Origin of the sequence: Nostoc sp. (assembly GCF_036919595.1) — a bacterium.
In the GTDB taxonomy this organism is placed as follows: domain Bacteria; phylum Cyanobacteriota; class Cyanobacteriia; order Cyanobacteriales; family Nostocaceae; genus Nostoc.
In genome coordinates this window covers 1-17,199 of the sequence record NZ_JBALCO010000191.1, presented here as the reverse complement: position 1 = coordinate 17,199, position 17,199 = coordinate 1, and the positions used below count along the sequence as shown (strand labels likewise).

Genomic DNA, 17,199 nt, shown 5'->3' with positions numbered 1-17,199 from the left:
GGATTCGAGTCCTGTCGTCCTCCGTTTTCACCCCATCTTGTTCTGACAGCAAACGCATCCCTGCATGAATTGTAGTGCGGGATAGCCCAGTTGCGCTCGCAGACTGACACCTCCCCGTCCCAGGCTTCGGGCTTCGATTGCTGCCCAAATACGCCGTGTTTTCTCGTTCAAGTAGGGCAATAACGAATCATACTTGTCTTGAATGCTTTCGACTACCTGGTTATCAGACATATAAGGCTTTAATTCCGTTACATTCTGATACTCTAACTATTCGGACAATTGTTCAAGTTATTTTTACATGACTCCTTAATGATTCAAAGTCAAATGTGTTTATTACTAGCTAGAGGTAGATCAAGTAACGACCTAATTATTAATTTCCAATAACCCAGGCGGTGGCGTAATTTCAATGCGGCCAGATGGCAAGTCTACCACTGGTGCGATCGCTTGTACAAATGGAATCAAAACAGTCTTTTGCTTTTTGTCAGTAGCAAATGATTCATGCAACTTCACTTCTAACAAATCATTCCCCGCAGGAATGATATCTACCACCGTACCAACGAGTTCGCCAGATGCTTGCATGAAGACTTCCAAGCCAATCAAATCGAGGACATGATATTCATCTTCGCCTAATTGGGGGCGATCGCTTGCTGGCACCATTAACTTACAACCACGCAACGCCTCCGCCTGATCGCAATTTTCCACACCAGCTAATTTGAGCACATATAAGTTTTTGTTACTGATGTAACGTCCTGTCAATAATTCGATTGGTTGTGGTTCTGTCTCACCTGAACGCAACAACCAACGTTTTCCTGGCACCTCAAATCTTTCGGGGAAGTCAGATACAGGATAAACCCGTAATTCTCCAGACAACCCTTGAGGGGCAACAATCTTACCTATTTCTAACCAATCATCTGATTTGGGCATGGGGCATTGGGCACTTGTACTGAGCTTTGCCGTAAAGCCTGCGGCATAGCTACGCTTAGGGCGCAGCCTCTCCAAGAGTTGTATTGGGCATTGGGCATTGCTTATTTCTCCCTTGTCTCATTGTCCCCTTAATCAGGCACTCACAACTGCACGCTGATAAGCTTCTTCAGCCACTTTTGCTAAACGTTGCATACCAGTGGCAATCTCCTCATCGCTGCCTGTAAGGCTGATGCGGAAGCATTGATGCTTGTGCGCCCACTCTTCCTCTAAGCCAGGGAAGAAGGTACTTCCAGGGACAATAATCACACCTACTTGCTTGAGGCGTTGATAAAATTCCCAATCAGTGATGGGTAGATCCTCTAACCACAACCAAGCGAAAATTGCTCCTTCACCGCGATGTAGGAACCAAGGTAAATTCTTGGGCATCGCTTGTTCTAAGCTGGTTTCTAAAACGGTAAACTTATTTTGATAAAAGGGACGGATGACAGTGTGAGAAATTTCCACTAATGCACCAGAATTGATTGCAAAAGCAGCGATCGCTTGGCCGTAACGTGAAGAATGGAGACTCATATTTGCTTGGAAACACTCCAACGCCTCAATCCACTTTTCATTTCCAATGGCAATACCAATCCTTTCTCCTGGTAATCCCGCTTTTGATAAACTCATGCAGTGTAAGATATTATCACCAAACACTGGTGTCATTTCGGTAAAGTTCAATGCTGGGAAGGGAGGCGCATAAGCCGAGTCAATTAACACGGGCAGATTATAAGGTGCAGCCAGGGCAACAATCTTTTTCACCTCATCATCAGTGAGGACATTGCCAGTGGGATTACAGGGGCGAGAGAAGAGGACACAACCTGTGTTTTCTGTAATCGACAGTTGGCTGAAGTCGGGGCGATATTTAAATCGGTGGTTAGCTGCATCAATATCAAGAGTTGGTTTATGAGCGATTAGGGCTTTTGGAACTAAGCAGATACCACCATAACCTGTGTAGTCAGGACAGAGGGGCAAAACAATTTGTTTTAACTCGCCGCTAGGGGTGTAGCCACCGAATGTATTCGCAGCGTAAAAGTAGAGGGTTTGACTGCCAGGGGTGATGAGGATATTGCGATCGCTTAAGTTTAACCCATAGCGTTTGTTAAAATCATTGACGATCGCTTCAATTAATGGTGCATAGCCCTGACTTGAGCCGTAGCGACAAACTACCTCACCATATTCTGGGCTAGCGAGAAGTTGTGCAGTACAATCCCGCCATAACTGCTCTACCTCTGGCAAAATCAACGGATTACCAGCACTCAAATTAATAAACTCCTGCCCTGCACCCGCTCGTAATGTCTCGATAATATCCTTCATGATTGCTCTTACGCCAGTCAGGTTGGACATTTGAGCGCCAATTTGAGTTAGGGCAGGGTTCATAAGCTGTGACAAAATGTATTAATAGAGAGGTGGACAAAATATTTGGGGGTTGCTGCTGACATCAAGTTTACATCGTTGGCAAAACAGCTGTTGCCGCCTTTAACCAATTTAGCTACAGAATGATATTTTAACAAAGTGCTATTTATCGTTATAGCGGCGATCGTGCTTACTAAATACGATGAAGTGATGCAAAAGTGGATCATGCGCTCAATATGTTTAAGTAAAATAATCCCCGTGCTTCAGCATTGGAGAGAACGTCAAAAAACTATATAGGAGGGCTGACGTTGCAAGTTAAAGCAGCAGTAGCTTACAGCGCAGGTAAGCCGTTGACGATTGAAACCGTTCAACTATCGGGGCCACAAGCTGGGGAAGTGTTAGTTGAGGTTAAAGCCACCGGAGTTTGCCACACCGACGCCTTTACCTTATCTGGTAACGATCCCGAAGGTTTGTTTCCGGCAATTTTGGGACATGAAGGTGCTGGTGTGGTGGTAGAAGTAGGCGCTGGTGTCACCAGCCTCAAACCAGGGGATCATGTAATTCCCCTTTACACTCCCGAATGCCGCCAGTGCGAATATTGTCTGAGCTTCAAAACTAATCTTTGCCAAGCCATTCGCTTAACTCAAGCACGCGGTGTTATGCCCGATGGCACTAGTCGCTTCAGCATTGATGGGCAAATGATTCATCACTATATGGGTACATCCACTTTTGCCAACTATACAGTGCTGCCGGAAATCGCCCTGGCAAAAATTCGGGAAGACGCCCCATTTGATAAAGTTTGTTACATTGGCTGTGGTGTGACTACTGGTGTTGGTGCAGTCATCAATACTGCCAAGGTGGAACCAGGAGCAAATGTCGTGGTTTTCGGCTTGGGTGGTATTGGTTTAAATGTCATCCAAGCGGCGCGGATGGTGGGAGCAAATATGATTGTCGGGGTGGATCTTAATCCCAGCAAACGCGCCTTGGCAGAAAAGTTTGGCATGACGCACTTTGTCAATCCCCAAGAAGTAGAGGGTGATTTAGTTCCTTATCTGGTTGATTTAACAAAAGGCGGTGCTGATTACAGTTTTGAATGTATCGGGAATGTCAAACTTATGCGTCAAGCATTAGAATGCTGCCATAAAGGTTGGGGCGTCAGTGTGATTATTGGGGTTGCTGGTGCTGGACAAGAAATAAGTACTCGTCCTTTTCAATTAGTAACTGGGCGCGTTTGGAAAGGTTCAGCATTCGGTGGTGCTAGAGGACGTACAGATGTGCCGAAAATTGTTGATTGGTATATGGAAGGTAAGATAAATATTGATGATTTGATTACCCATGTGATGCCCCTTGAGCAAATTAATGATGCTTTTGAATTGATGCACAAAGGTGAATCAATTCGTAGTGTGGTGACTTTTTAGCTGTTAGATTCAAAGCTTTTTCTCAAAACAGAATTAACACTAGGGCGCAGCATTACTCATGGGTGTCAACTTAAGCCAAAACACGAGAATTATCGTTCCCAGACTCTAGCTGGAAACGAGATAAATTCTCAAATATTTATCAGGCTAGGCTTTCACCTGAAGTTGACACAAATGTACATCTGTGGGCCTTTACTATAATTAGGGAAAGTTCACCAGGTTTTGAATCCACTATGTAGATACCACAAACCGGACAACCTGCGGTAAACCTGATGCCAAACCTCTACGAAAATGATTTTTACACTTGGACTCAAGAACAGGCTAACCTTCTGCGTCATCACCAATGGAACCAGCTTGACTTGCCCAATTTAATTGAGGAAATCGAATCTTTGGGAAGAAAGGAACGCCAAGAATTGAGAAATCGTCTTAGTATATTAGTTGGGCATTTACTCAAATGGGAATATCAGCCAAAGCAACGGAGTCGTAGCTGGTTCGCCAGCGCGTTGCGGGGGTTCCCCCCGTTGTAGCGACTGGCGAACCCGAAGGGTTAGCGACAATTAGAGTCCAACGACGGGAAATTCTCAAATTGATGAGCGAAAATCCTAGCCTAAAGCCTTACCTTGAAAAAGCACTCCTGGAATCCTATGAAAACAGTAGGGATTTAGCATCAGGAGAAACAAATCTGTCACTCTCAACTTTTCCAAAACAATGCTTATATCCTTTTGAGGAAATTCTGAGCGATCGCTTTTATCCGGGTCAGCCTGTAATAGATGATTTAATGGAATAAAAGCGATGTGTAGGACAATATACGCTTACGTCATCCAACTTTTTAGCCTTCTTTGCAGTGGGAAATAAGCTGTTATTACAAAACTGATTCAACAATGTTAGTGGGATGAGTCCTAATTACTAACTTTTTCACCTTTTAAGTTAACAATAGTACCAGAGTCAGTTTCAGTGTTATTAAATTTATTACCGCAACGCAATGACCAAATCATCGCTGCGTAAGTCCTGAGAATCAAAACTGATTAGTCAGCCTTTAGTTTCACTCCTTGGTAGCTGAATTTAAAGGGTGGAATTGGAAGGGGTTGAGTCTTTTGATCTAGTGGACTTTTGTTTAAGTTAAAGAAGTTAAACTTGCCGCTTCCATTTACTGTTCCAGTTTGCGGATTGAAGGTCAATTGATATTCAGTGAGTACAATGTTGCCTGCTAATGACCCTGATGGGAAACTAAAATTTAATGCCTTAGCAACAATCTTGTTATTTTCAGTACATTTCCAGCTACCTTGTACAACACCAAAGGGTTGGTCATTTGGGTTGGATGAACCCGGAACACCACCAGCGTTAGAGTCATTGGCAATGAGATTGCCATCTGCGGTAAAAGTTATAATTTCGCGGTATGACGAGGGTTGACCAGAAGTGGAATTTGTTTGGCTAGCTGTCGCTAGGTATGTGCCAACGACCGTTCGGCGACATAAGTTTTCTGAATAATCGCTAGCATCTGCCTTGTGCGGATTTATGAAAACCGGAATAGTCAGTGCCAACACACTACTAATCATTAAACTGGCAATAGCTCTGCTGTTTTTCATCACAAAACCTTCTCTAAGAGTAAGTATCAATACTGACTATTAAAGAATATACATACATCAACAGTATATTTGATAAAGTTTTGATGAAGAAAAGAACAAAGGTGTAATCGACTAAGACTTTTGAGGATAATCAACCTGCTTAAGACAAATTATTTGGCAATCGATAGATAATACTCAAATCGCTCCCGAAGTTGTTTAATTGTCAAATTTTGAGTCCAGTACTCCACTAGGGCGTGACCAAATGCCCAGGCGTTGCGATCGGGTGAAGCGGAGTTTTCCAGCATTAGCGGCCAGAGGGATAGCAATTCAAAGTTGAGCGGGTTAGAGTTACTTGCATTCAAAAGCGAGAAAAGCTCATATCCCATTTGAAGTTTGCCAATCACAATCGGCAATTGTTCCACGGGAATTTGCTCTGCCAGCATATACGCTAGGGCTGGAGATCCGGTTGAAAATGTAGAAACAAACTGGAGGACGGGACTTTTGAGCAATGCCGTTAGTCCCTGTGTTGTCGTCATCTGGAAAGTGTAGTGGTCGATGATTTTGGCAGCGGCGATGGTGCGGGCTTCGAGGTTACGCAAAAAGCGGGCGAGACGGAGTTGCTTAGTAGGTGCGATCGCATTTACTAATCCCAAGGATAGCCCCTCCACTCCCCAAGGGATTCGATTTGTTTTGCTGTCACCTGTAACTACAGGTAAAACTAAATTACAGAAATTTCCTAGCAGTTTGGCACGATACTCAGTAGCGTCTCGAATAGAAATTTCTTTCGGGCGATCGCCCCATTTCCAATCATAAGGTGGTTGCCATTCGCGGATGGGACGCAGACGATCTACCTGGGTAACGATCGCGATCGCAGGTAAATCTGCAACTTCTGCTTTCATATCTTGCAAAAAGTCTACATCCATTTGTAATGCAGGATCGAGAGCAGGGGTAACTAACAGCAGCAAATCTGCATCGGTGGCATAATCAAGCACTAAGTCTCGGAGAGCGGCACGGTTGACTTGTTCATAACCAGGTGTATCCCAAAGTGTCAAGGCTTCCCCACTTTGAGTCTGCCATTGATAATTCTGAATGCGATCGGTACTGGGTAAAACATCTACCTCTGCTAAATCCGCCTGAAATAGTGTGTTAATTAGGCTACTTTTTCCTGACCCTGTGCGCCCCACCAGCAGAATATTGACAGGTTTTTGCTCAACTGCCTCAGCTGGTTGAGCTTGAGTCAGGATTTCTCGGAGTGTTTGAGTTTTTACCTTGGGTAAAGTTGGGGTAGAAACAGCGGTTGCTGAAGCTGGTAATGTCCCACGTCCGTAGAGAGCGATCGCCTGTCGGCATAAGTTTCTCAGGGCAGCTTCCCGGAATAACTGGCTCAAATTCCCTAATAATTGCTGAGTTGCCTGGTTACTAGAACCCTGACTGACTTGTTTTGCTACCGCCGCCACCGGATTTAAGACCCACTGTGCCCAGTTCCAAGCCTTCCAGAATTTCCGAGCTGATGGTTCCAACTTCCGGTAAACCTCGTATCCTTGGTATGCTTGTCCAACCGTCACCTGATTAAGGACAGGGGATAACTTCTGCATCCACTGATCCACGTCATCCACCGTTCCCCGAATCAACCCGTAAGCTTGGGGGACGTAAATGTTCAGCAGGGGATATTGAATTTGAGGATTGTAGATACGAGCAATCGCTACAACCAAATCCTGGCATCGTGTCCAAAAGGTTTGCCAGTCTTCCCAAATCGGGCGATCGCTCTGTGCTGCTTGCAGAATTTCTTGGAGGGCGGTTTCTGCAAGCTTTGTGACATCACTTCCCACTGGTAGCCCGACTGTATCCTCTGCTGTCGATTCCAGTTCTTCGCGGACTTGGGTTAATACAGCTTCCACTTGGTTAACAGCAGGTTGAGTCCATTTGACCAACAGCCAACGCCAACCCACAAATAAAAGGGTGAATACACCCCAAATCCAATTAATGCCCCACGCATGAATTTGTGAACCGGCAGCTACCAGTAAGAAAATGATGATGAAAGCGATCGGGATTGCTAAGACGACCCACTGCCACGGTTTTAATCGCACCATTGCCCTATACCTGCTTTGATTAGACTTCTTATATTGCTATTGTCGATCTAATTATCTTGTGGTGAGTTCTGGATTACTGCGTGTATTAAAGTGTAAGAATCTACTGGTAATAGCTTACACTGCCTGCTAGTTCATATGATCTGTTGTAGTAAAAGTGGAGATTTGTCTACCTTTAAGATAATATTTACGTGAATAAATCACAAAAAACTGCCTTGTGCGCGTTGAATTATGCTTGTAGATTTTACGATTGAAAACTACCGCTCAATTAAAGAACCTGTAACCCTAAGTACAATTTATTTTAATAGTATCCGCAATGAATTACGATCGCCAACTTTAAATATTATTGTATTACCTCATCAAAACAAAACTGATCCACGTAGCATTATTGAAAGACTCATCGAAGAACGACAGCAGAGGAAAGATAACCAGCAGTAGAGTAGAAGATAAAGCTTGGGCTGTTTTTTACGGAGATGAACATATTGAAAAAAGTCTGGCAAATTGGCAAAGTGCAATAAATTGAGCTAAAAGCCAAAAGATTGATCTGGCAATTACAAACCCTTGTTTTTGACTTTGGTATCTAATTCACTTTCAAGACCATTTTGCCCAAATCGCTCGTAATAGGTTAGTTAATTTGCTTGAAAAGCATATACCCGACTACGATAAATCAATGTGCTTGTATCCAACACCATTGAAATCGTTAACTGGACAAGCGATTAAACGTGCTAATAAGATTGAAAAGCACATATAAAGTAATGAATTATCTGAGCATTAAAATCCCTGTTGTAGTGGCTTGGCTAAACTGATTAGTAGTTTATTAAGTTTAAATAATAGTTAGAGAAATTACTTAAAATTATTTTAATCAGCTTTATCTAATTAGTGCGTGATTAAAAAAATGGTAGTTGTTCATGCATCGTGGGTTTATTTGAAGAATTTATGCGATCGCTAATGAAATAGTGGTAAATTTCATAATCCTATAGGGTAGTTTTAAAGACAAGCCGAACTTGCAAAAGTCCGGCTGAGTTTAATCAATCTTCTATACGCAGTAGCTTGCGGTAAAACAGTTGTGAAAAATCGGTCGCACGATGACGTTTATAGTTGTCCATAAGTTCAATTAAAAAATTAATAAACTCGAAACTGGCCATCATCAGTTCATAACTTAAATCAGCGTTGCCATCAAACTGGATTCGGCAACGCGTTAAGTCTGAGGGTAAAGTACCAACATTCCAGGAGGCGACAAAGGGGACATGCTCACTGGCTTCTATCTTCCGCTGTCCCTCCAAGACCCCTTTTTGATAGAGACTGATGGCATAGGGTAAGAAATTGCGCCTAGCACCCTGAATGTAAGGTAGGTAAACACTTGCTTGTTGTTGAGTGACAGGCTGGAGTTGCTCAATAGACATTGTTAAATATTCCTCAAGTTAGTTAACAACTGGGGATATTAGCGTTCTTTTATTACTCTTATTAGAGAATATTTAAAACCTTGTTTCTCCATGCTTGGTTCCAAACAAGGATTTTTTTGGCTTTGCTGATAAAGCGAGGCTTTGAAAAAGATTCAAGGTCACCATCTTATTTTTCTCTTCTCAGAGATGTAAAAGAGCGTTAGTAGCTCTTAGTAGTATTCCCAAAAAATGTGTCTAAAGCACACAGTAGGGGAGCATGGGAAGAAGAACTATTGACCCATAGCCCATGCCCAATGTCCCATAAATGAAGTTACTGCTAAGAAATATTAAAATTTCGGTTACAATGATGCTGCATTAACTTTTATCGAAGCTGGAGGTAATAACACTAAAAATCCTCACTGGAAAGTGGTGGATGTCGTTATTACTATTGCTGGCAACGACAAACTGCTGCTATCTTGTGATCACTTTTCCTAATCTGGAGTTTCCATTAGTGAAAGTCCGATACAAGCTTCCTACCCAAGTGGTTATCAAAGGAATTAAGCCTCTGTCTAAGAGTAGCAAAGGTGGTTAATACAAGGTAATTAAGCACAGTGGCGGTGAAAACAAAGGTAGTCCCAGCGGCTTGTAGCTTAGGGATAGCGGGTATTGCAGTTTGCCCATTTCGATTAATATCGGGAAAAGTAGCTTGGGGATATTTGTCCGTAAAATTACTAACTGTAGACAAATACTGGTTTTTAAATCAACTAACCTATGCCAGCGAATTCCTGGCCCGAAGAAGATTCTTATCAAGAGCTTGATTCGCTCAACTCCTTGTTGTCTGACCTATCAGTAGATGAGGAGTCAGCGTCTGAGACAGAACCTGTGTCTGTAACATCCCAGTTTCAAGGTCGTAGACGCAAAGCCGCTCTAGTCTTGACTATCGTCTGGAGTGGCACGATCGCTCTACATTTAGTTTCTTGGGCTTCCATATTAATTCTAGGACTGACCACCATTCTAGGATTTCATGCTTTGGTGGTAGTGTTTGCTAAATCCCGTCGCTATCCAAAAGAAATACAGGGAGATTTGCCCTTTATATCTGTGCTAGTGGCTGCGAAAAATGAGGAAACGGTAATTGCTAAATTAGTCAATAATCTTTGTAATCTGGAATATCCAGGTGGGCAGTACGAAGTATGGATAATTGACGATCACAGCAGTGATAGCACGCCACATTTATTAGCAGAATTAGAACAGAAATACGAACAACTGAAAATACTAAGGCGTTCAGCAGAAGCTAGTGGTGGCAAATCAGGGGCGTTGAATCAGGTATTGCCGCTGACAAAGGGCGATATTATAGCAGTATTTGATGCTGATGCCCAAGTGACACCAGACTTGTTACTACAGGTAATACCTTTATTTCAAAGAGAAAAGGTGGGGGCGGTGCAGGTGCGAAAAGCGATCGCCAACGCTAAAGAAAACTTTTGGACTAAGGGTCAAATGGCAGAAATGGCACTTGATACCTGGTTTCAGCAACAGCGGACTGCCCTTGGTGGTATTGGCGAACTGCGGGGCAATGGTCAATTTGTCCGGCGTTCAGCCTTGAAAAGCTGCGGTGGCTGGAACGAGGAAACCATTACCGATGATTTAGATTTGACAATCCGCTTACATTTAGAAAAATGGGATATTGAGTGTGTTTTTCATCCAGCGGTGCAAGAAGAAGGAGTGACAAGTGCAGTTGCACTCTGGCATCAGCGCAACCGTTGGGCAGAAGGCGGATATCAACGCTATTTAGATTATTGGGATTTAATTCTCAAAAACCGCATGGGATGGCGCAAAAGCTGGGATTTGCTGATTTTTATGCTGATTATGTATATCTTGCCGACAGCAACAATACCAGATTTACTAATGGCGATCGCCCGTCATCGTCCACCAATGTTAAGTCCGATCACAGGCTTGTCCGTTACTATGTCGATGGTGGGGATGTACACAGGTCTAAGGCGGATACGTCAAGATCAGAAATTCCCACTTTCTACATATTTTCTGATACTGGTGCAAACCCTGCGTGGCAGTTTATATATGTTGCACTGGTTAGTGGTCATGAGCAGTACTACTGCCCGCATGTCGGTAAGACCAAAGCGCTTGAAATGGGTGAAAACCTTGCATACGGGGAATGGGGAATAGCCCCCAACAGAGAATTTAAAATTTAAAATGCAGAATTAGCAAAAATAATTTTGCATTTTTTTATTCATCATCAACTTCTGATTCCTCTACCCACTCAGGTGTAGTTATAGAATCGGAGAATTGTGTTGAATCCTCTGCAAAGCGGATAATTTGTCCGTTGAAGAATTCTGCTAGACGTTGAGCTGCGATCGCTACTTCGTCAGGTTCCCAATCAGGTGTGGGTGTTCGTTTTGACGCTGTAGGCAAAGCGAACACCCCATTTCCATTTGCCCCATTTCCATTTGCCCCATTTTCATTTACACCATTTCCATTCCTTGTTACCGACTCGCTTTTTACTGGTGCTGGTGTCGGTGCTGGTGGTGGAGTTGCTGGCTGTGGTACTGGCGCTAAAGGTGGAATTTGCTGGTTATAACTAGGAGATGGTGGCTGCTGAATGCGAGTCGAGTCTTTTGGGGGAGGATTTTTTTTGGCTGAGGTAGGAGTTATAGAGCTTACTTGTTCCAGATTTACTTGAACTTCACGCTTAAAAGTCTGTTGGAAAGCTGCCTTCATCATCGGCAGATCAGATTTAAGTGTTTCATACCATTTAGAACCTTTGACAGCAATACGCGCTACAGTACCGTTAAACTCTATTAGCTGGCACATTTGCCCCAATAAAGCTTGTCTTGAAGGCATCGGAAAATTAGCACGCACCTGTTGCCAAACCTGAGTTAAGTCATATTCTGCTTCTTCAACAACTTCTGAAGTTACTGGTTCGATTTTCGCAGGCGGCACAGGAACAGATACAGGTTCTGGGGTTGGTGGTGAAACTGAGTTAGCAGCAGAATTGTGAATTGTTTGCCGTTCAACTGCGGGAGATGAAGTTACAGGCTGATTTTGGGCAGCTGCTAGGTGAGAATTGTGAATTGTTTGCCGTTCAACTGCGGGAGATGAAGTGACGGGCTGATTTTGGGCAGCTGCTAAGTGATTGGGAGATGCAGAATTATGATTTGTTTGCGGTTCGGCTAAAGGTACAGAAGAGACTGCTTGATTTTGGGCAACTGCTGGAGGATAGCTTGGAGATACAGCAGGTATGTTAACTCGCGGCGCGACACTTAGGGCTTGTGGCTGAATATTCGTCGCACTCGGTAACAATCCTAGTAATGTTACCTCTAACCACAAACGTGGCTGGGTGGTATTTTTAATTTGCACTTCAGCTTCTCGCAGGTGTTTCTGTCCTGCTAAAATCGCGCTCATATCGAAGTATTGAGCAAACTCAACCAGCGCTGTCCAGGTTTGCTGAGTACAAGCAACCAAATCGTGGCGGTTGGGTGCTGTTCTGGCAATCAGCAAATCGCGGTAAAAGGCGGCGAGATTTTGCAGAAGAGTTAGCGGTTCTCGACCACGATCTAGAATTTTATGGGTACAGTCCAGAACTGCTTCGGGTTTATCTTGAGCGATCGCATTTAAAAGCCCCAGTAAGTCCTTTTCGCTCACTGTCCCAACCAAATCCCAAACTCTATCCGGTGTTACTTCACCCGCTAACAAACCCAATTGGTCAAGTAGACTTTCGGCATCCCGCAACCCTCCCTGAGCAAGTTGGGCTACCAGGGTTACAGCATCGCCTGAAATATGAATGTTTTCTTTAAAGGCGATCGCACTTAAATGCTTGACCATCGCTTCTAACTGAATGCGTCTAAAATCAAACCTTTGACAGCGCGAAATAATTGTTGGTAACACCCGTTGCGGGTCTGTTGTCGCCAATACAAAAACCACATGCCTCGGTGGTTCTTCTAGTGTCTTTAGTAGCGCGTTAAATGCCTGGGTACTGAGCATGTGGCACTCGTCGATTACATAAACCTTATAGCGACACTGCACAGGAGCAAACTGGGCTTTTTCAATCAATTCACGGATATTATCGACACCAGTATTACTAGCGGCATCGATTTCAATTATGTCTAAAGCGTAGCCCTTGGTGATTCCTTGACAAACTTCACACACCCCGCAGGGTTCAGCAGTTGGCTTGTCACTTTTGAGACAATTGAGGGATTTAGCTAGAATCCGGGCACTAGAAGTTTTCCCCGTACCTCTAGGCCCAGTGAATAAATAGGCGGGGGCAATTTTGGATGTGCCGATCGCGTTCGTGAGGGTGGTAGCGATCGCCTCTTGGCCCACCAGTTCAGCAAAACTTTTGGGGCGATATTTGTGGTGCAGGGGTTCGTAAGACATGGAAATATAGACTTCAATGCCTTTCAAAGTTAATTACTAGCACCGAGTCGAGTTTAGGATTCAACTATTTTAAACTCTCGTACCTGCTTTGTTTGTCGATTTTGCCATAGCGCCAAACTCAACTAATGCCGTAAATTTTGGCACTCAGCAAAGTAAGCAACCAGAGATGATTTCTACATCAATGTATGGGAATTATAGCATATCATTTAGTACGTTTGTTCTATACAAAAAATTGGGAGTGGGCAAGAATAACTTTTGCTCAATCAGGACTTACGCACTTAAATTCCCCAATCTCCTTTAGGGGCTAGTGGGATCTACGTTTCAGGCTTCAATGCCTAAATCCTATATATCTCAAGCTAGACTCAGAACAGAAACGCAAATTTTTAAGTGTTTATACTGTAGTTTAAAATAAAATGTATCGTTAGATTTACATATATTATAAAAAAATGCCTTTTAAAACTACTCCTAATAATTTGTGATTTGGAGGCTAAGGCTACATAAGCTAACGTTTTGAGGTTTCTTTAGTTAAAGATTTTCAGGCGTTGTATAACAGTAGTAATTGTATAGTATTTGTCCTTGCCCTACAAAAATCAGGACGCTATTTCCGTTTGCTTTTAAATAGCAAACAGTCAGCAATGTTTAATAAGTAAATCAAAAATTTTCCAAAACATGAATTACAAACCGACTCAACTGCTTTTTATTGATGCGACTGTTAATGATATTGAGACTTTATTGCAGGGGGCTTTACCTGGTATTGAAGCATATGTCCTTTCTGGTGAGCAAGATGGTGTAGCCCAAATTACCCATATTCTGCAACACCGTCCAGAAGTTAATACAGTTCACATTGTTTCTCACGGTTCACCAGGTTGTCTGTATTTGGGTAACACTCAACTTAGTCTTGATACCCTGAATATTTACGCATCTCAGTTGCAAAGTTGGTCAAGAGATGGGCTGACTTTGATGCTCTACGGTTGTAATGTTGCAACCGGAGATGCGGGGGAAGAATTTGTTAATAAATTGCACCAGTTAACAGGGTCAAATATTGCTGCTTCTGTCACTTTAACTGGGAATGCTAATTTGGGCGGCAATTGGATTTTGGAGTTTAGCAAGGGGGATGTTAGCCCAACATTAGCGTTCAAATCCGATATTGTGGAGACTTTCAACCACGTCCTTGGACCAGTATTTTCCGAAACATTTGCCAATAACAATGCTGGGTGGACTTTAGGATCAGAATGGCAAATTGGCTCTGCGACTGCTTCTATTGGACAAAATGATGGTAACCCTGACCCAGCTTTTGACAACACCGCCACCAGCGATAATGGTGTTGCTGGTGTCGTTATCGGTGGGAATGCATCGACAGCAGCGTTACATGGCTACTATTACATAACTAGCCCTGTAATTAACACTAACGGTACAGGCAAGTTGAACTTCGATTACTACCGTTGGTTGAATAGCGATTACTCCCCTTACATGCAGAACACTGTTGAGGTGTTCAATGGCAGTAGTTGGGTTTCTGTATGGACGACAGGTGGGTCTCCAATTGCAGATAATGCTTGGACAAAACAAAGTTTTGATATCACAGCTTACAAGAGTAGTGCCACCCAAGTGCGTTTCGGCTTTCAGATCGGTAACAGTGGCGTTTATACAGTAAGTTCTTGGAATCTTGATGATGTTAAAATTTATTATAACAATACCCTAAACCCTCCGGCCACCATCAGTTACACTGATACCGCCAATGATGACACCTTTACGACTCAAACTGGTACCTTAGCAGTTAGTGACCCAGACGGACAAACTCTCACTTACGGGATTACTGGTGGTACAATCAATGGCACCAATGTTACCAAAACCGGAACTTACGGTACACTCAGTCTCGACACTAGCACCGGAGCATATACCTTTACACCCATTGATGGTGCAATTGAAGCACTGACAAGTAACGCTACAGAAGGATTTCCCGTTACAGTTAGCGACGGTACTGCTAATGATAGCAAAACTCTAGCAATTAACCTGACTGGTGTAAACGATACACCGACTCTGAATACTCCCACCGCCATCAGTTACACTGATACAGCCAATTGATGATACCTTTACTGCTCAAACTGGTACATTAGCAGCTACTGACCGAGATAGCGGACAAACCCTCAGCTACGGGATTACTGGTGGTACAATCAATGGCACCAATGTTACCAAAACCGGAACTTACGGTACACTCAGTCTCGACACTAGCACCGGAGCATATACCTTTACACCCATTGATGGTGCAATTGAAGCACTGACAAGTAACGCTACAGAAGGATTTCCCGTTACAGTTAGCGACGGTACTGCTAATGATAGCAAAACTCTAGCAATTAACCTGACTGGTGTAAACGATACACCGACTCTGAATACTCCCACCGCCATCAGTTACACTGATACAGCCAATTGATGATACCTTTACTGCTCAAACTGGTACATTAGCAGCTACTGACCGAGATAGCGGACAAACCCTCAGCTACGGGATTACTGGTGGTACAGTTAATGGCACCAATGTTACCAAAACCGGAACTTACGGTACACTCAGTCTCGACACTAGCACCGGAGCATATACCTTTACACCCGTTGATGGTGCAATTGAAGCACTGACAAGTAACGCTACAGAAGGATTTACCGTTACAGTTAGCGATGGTACTGCTAATGATAGTAAAACCTTAAATATTAACCTGACTGGTGTGAACGATACACCGACTCTGAATACTCCCACCGCCATCAGTTACACTGATACAGCCAATGATGATACCTTTACTGCTCAAACTGGTACATTAGCAGCTACTGACCGAGATAGCGGACAAACCCTCAGCTACGGGATTACTGGTGGTACAGTTAATGGCACCAATGTTACCAAAACCGGAACTTACGGTACACTCAGTCTCGACACTAGCACCGGAGCATATACCTTTACACCCGTTGATGGTGCAATTGAAGCACTGACAAGTAACGCTACAGAAGGATTTACCGTTACAGTTAGCGATGGTACTGCTAATGATAGCAAAACTCTAGCCATTAACCTGACTGGTGTAGATGATGCACCCAACTTACAAAATGCGATCGCCGATCAAATAGCTAAACAAGATACAGCTTTCAGCTTTACTTTTGATGCTAACACTTTCAATGATGTTGATGCTGGAGATAATCTTACTTACTCAGCAACTCTACAAGATGCCAGTAATCTACCTAACTGGCTGAAATTCAATGCGGCGACGCGCACATTTAGCGGTACACCAACTAACGCTGATGTTGTCAATCTGACAATTAAGGTACAAGCTAAAGATAATGATGGTGTCAGTGCCACTGACACATTTGCATTAGCTGTCGAAGACAATAAAGGCACACCTACCTCCAAGCTTTCAAAAATTGCGGATGATATCTTTAAAATCTCTGATAGCAGTAGCAAATCAAAACTTCAAGTTACTCTCACCGGACAAAGCTCTAATCTTGTAAATGAACTAGGAGTGTTTACCGTTGACGATGCTCAAGGTAACATCAATGGTATTGCTCCAGGCGCAGCAGGTTATACCCAAGCAGCTTTAGACCGAGCTAAGGTAATTTTCTCTGCTATTGCCAATCTTCCCAATGGGTTTAATATTGACAATTTGACACATCTGTTGGAATTTAACTCCGGTGATGACTTCAGATTTTATTTGGTGAAAAATAGCACAACTGATGCTGTACGGGCTGGAATAAGTCCATTCACAGACATACTATTTTCTGATCCTTTAACACAAAAGATTACAGACTTGGGGAATGATGACTTTTCCCTTGCTTGGAAAGATGGGTCTGGTAATAATGCTGCTGACTTCAATAATCTGGTGGTAAAAATTCAGTCCACAAATGATTCATTACCTCTGGGTACAGATCTGCAAGGAAACTCCCAAGGAGAAGTGATTGATTTGCGTGGTGTCACAAGTCAGGTAAAAGGTAACCGTTCATGGGGTTCGCAAAGGTTACCGGAGAAAATACACATTGATGGTAGAGTCAGAGGCATGGATGTCTTGTGCCTCATTTACGG

General features: G+C 43.3%; 12 protein-coding genes and 2 pseudogenes. 7 read left to right on the top strand and 7 right to left on the bottom strand.

What is annotated here, in order from left to right; all coding sequences use genetic code 11:
- The 3 genes and pseudogenes from V7K21_RS29585 to V7K21_RS29575 form a co-directional block, all read right to left on the bottom strand.
- A pseudogene (locus V7K21_RS29585) lies at nt 1-231 on the bottom strand (ISAzo13 family transposase); the annotation flags it as partial.
- A gap of 132 nt (nt 232-363) precedes the next feature.
- Nucleotides 364-990, bottom strand: coding sequence for a ribosome maturation factor RimM (rimM, locus tag V7K21_RS29580; protein ID WP_442948938.1), 627 nt, complete (start codon nt 988-990; stop codon nt 364-366).
- A gap of 66 nt (nt 991-1,056) precedes the next feature.
- A complete protein-coding gene (locus V7K21_RS29575; RefSeq protein WP_335179534.1) occupies nt 1,057-2,340 on the bottom strand; it encodes a valine--pyruvate transaminase in 1,284 nt (427 codons plus the stop codon).
- A 284-nt stretch (nt 2,341-2,624) separates the two neighbouring features.
- Between V7K21_RS29575 and V7K21_RS29570 the strand changes: the two genes are divergently transcribed.
- The gene (locus tag V7K21_RS29570) at nt 2,625-3,734 is read left to right on the top strand and encodes an S-(hydroxymethyl)glutathione dehydrogenase/class III alcohol dehydrogenase (protein ID WP_335179532.1); all 1,110 of its coding nucleotides are present in this window, start codon (nt 2,625-2,627) and stop codon (nt 3,732-3,734) included.
- Between the two features lie 269 nt (nt 3,735-4,003).
- Nucleotides 4,004-4,518, top strand: a pseudogene (locus tag V7K21_RS29565) (DUF29 domain-containing protein).
- Nucleotides 4,519-4,756: 238 nt separating this feature from the next.
- Here V7K21_RS29565 and V7K21_RS29560 read toward each other — a convergent pair.
- Both V7K21_RS29560 and V7K21_RS29555 read right to left on the bottom strand, forming a co-directional pair.
- Nucleotides 4,757-5,317, bottom strand: coding sequence for a hypothetical protein (locus V7K21_RS29560; protein ID WP_335179530.1), 561 nt, complete (start codon nt 5,315-5,317; stop codon nt 4,757-4,759).
- 149 nt (nt 5,318-5,466) lie between these two features.
- The gene (locus tag V7K21_RS29555) at nt 5,467-7,386 is read right to left on the bottom strand and encodes a GTPase family protein (RefSeq protein WP_335179528.1); all 1,920 of its coding nucleotides are present in this window, start codon (nt 7,384-7,386) and stop codon (nt 5,467-5,469) included.
- 228 nt (nt 7,387-7,614) lie between these two features.
- Between V7K21_RS29555 and V7K21_RS29550 the strand changes: the two genes are divergently transcribed.
- Entirely contained in the window at nt 7,615-7,821 is a 207-nt protein-coding gene (locus tag V7K21_RS29550) for a hypothetical protein (protein WP_335179526.1), read from the top strand.
- Nucleotides 7,822-8,411: 590 nt separating this feature from the next.
- On the opposite strand, the gene ebsA is transcribed toward V7K21_RS29550, so the two are convergent.
- The gene (ebsA, locus tag V7K21_RS29545) at nt 8,412-8,786 is read right to left on the bottom strand and encodes a type IV pilus biogenesis protein EbsA (RefSeq protein WP_335115243.1); all 375 of its coding nucleotides are present in this window, start codon (nt 8,784-8,786) and stop codon (nt 8,412-8,414) included.
- Between the two features lie 750 nt (nt 8,787-9,536).
- Here ebsA and V7K21_RS29540 point away from each other — a divergent pair.
- Entirely contained in the window at nt 9,537-10,943 is a 1,407-nt protein-coding gene (locus V7K21_RS29540; RefSeq protein ID WP_335179524.1) for a glycosyltransferase, read from the top strand.
- 60 nt (nt 10,944-11,003) lie between these two features.
- Here V7K21_RS29540 and V7K21_RS29535 read toward each other — a convergent pair whose 3' ends face one another.
- Entirely contained in the window at nt 11,004-13,151 is a 2,148-nt protein-coding gene (locus V7K21_RS29535) for a DNA polymerase III subunit gamma/tau (protein WP_335179538.1), read from the bottom strand.
- A gap of 669 nt (nt 13,152-13,820) precedes the next feature.
- Between V7K21_RS29535 and V7K21_RS29530 the strand changes: the two genes are divergently transcribed.
- From V7K21_RS29530 to V7K21_RS29520, 3 genes are all read left to right on the top strand, one after another.
- Entirely contained in the window at nt 13,821-15,233 is a 1,413-nt protein-coding gene (locus V7K21_RS29530) for a DUF4347 domain-containing protein (RefSeq protein ID WP_335179522.1), read from the top strand.
- Entirely contained in the window at nt 15,193-15,579 is a 387-nt protein-coding gene (locus tag V7K21_RS30920; RefSeq protein ID WP_442948937.1) for a VCBS domain-containing protein, read from the top strand. The genes V7K21_RS29530 and V7K21_RS30920 overlap by 41 nt, the downstream gene beginning before the upstream one ends.
- 283 nt (nt 15,580-15,862) lie before the next feature.
- On the top strand, nt 15,863-17,199 hold a 1,337-nt coding region (locus V7K21_RS29520), incomplete at its 3' end, for a putative Ig domain-containing protein (protein WP_335179518.1).

Excerpts from the sequence above, each read along its gene's own strand:
- V7K21_RS29575 (WP_335179534.1), bottom strand. The coding sequence starts at position 2,340 with ATGAACCCTGCCCTAACTCAAATTGGCGCTCAAATGTCCAACCTGACT.
- V7K21_RS29560 (WP_335179530.1), bottom strand. The coding sequence starts at position 5,317 with ATGAAAAACAGCAGAGCTATTGCCAGTTTAATGATTAGTAGTGTGTTG.
- V7K21_RS29555 (WP_335179528.1), bottom strand. The coding sequence starts at position 7,386 with ATGGTGCGATTAAAACCGTGGCAGTGGGTCGTCTTAGCAATCCCGATC.
- V7K21_RS29550 (WP_335179526.1), top strand. The coding sequence starts at position 7,615 with ATGCTTGTAGATTTTACGATTGAAAACTACCGCTCAATTAAAGAACCT.
- ebsA (WP_335115243.1), bottom strand. The coding sequence starts at position 8,786 with ATGTCTATTGAGCAACTCCAGCCTGTCACTCAACAACAAGCAAGTGTT.
- V7K21_RS29540 (WP_335179524.1), top strand. The coding sequence starts at position 9,537 with ATGCCAGCGAATTCCTGGCCCGAAGAAGATTCTTATCAAGAGCTTGAT.
- V7K21_RS29535 (WP_335179538.1), bottom strand. The coding sequence starts at position 13,151 with ATGTCTTACGAACCCCTGCACCACAAATATCGCCCCAAAAGTTTTGCT.
- V7K21_RS29530 (WP_335179522.1), top strand. The coding sequence starts at position 13,821 with ATGAATTACAAACCGACTCAACTGCTTTTTATTGATGCGACTGTTAAT.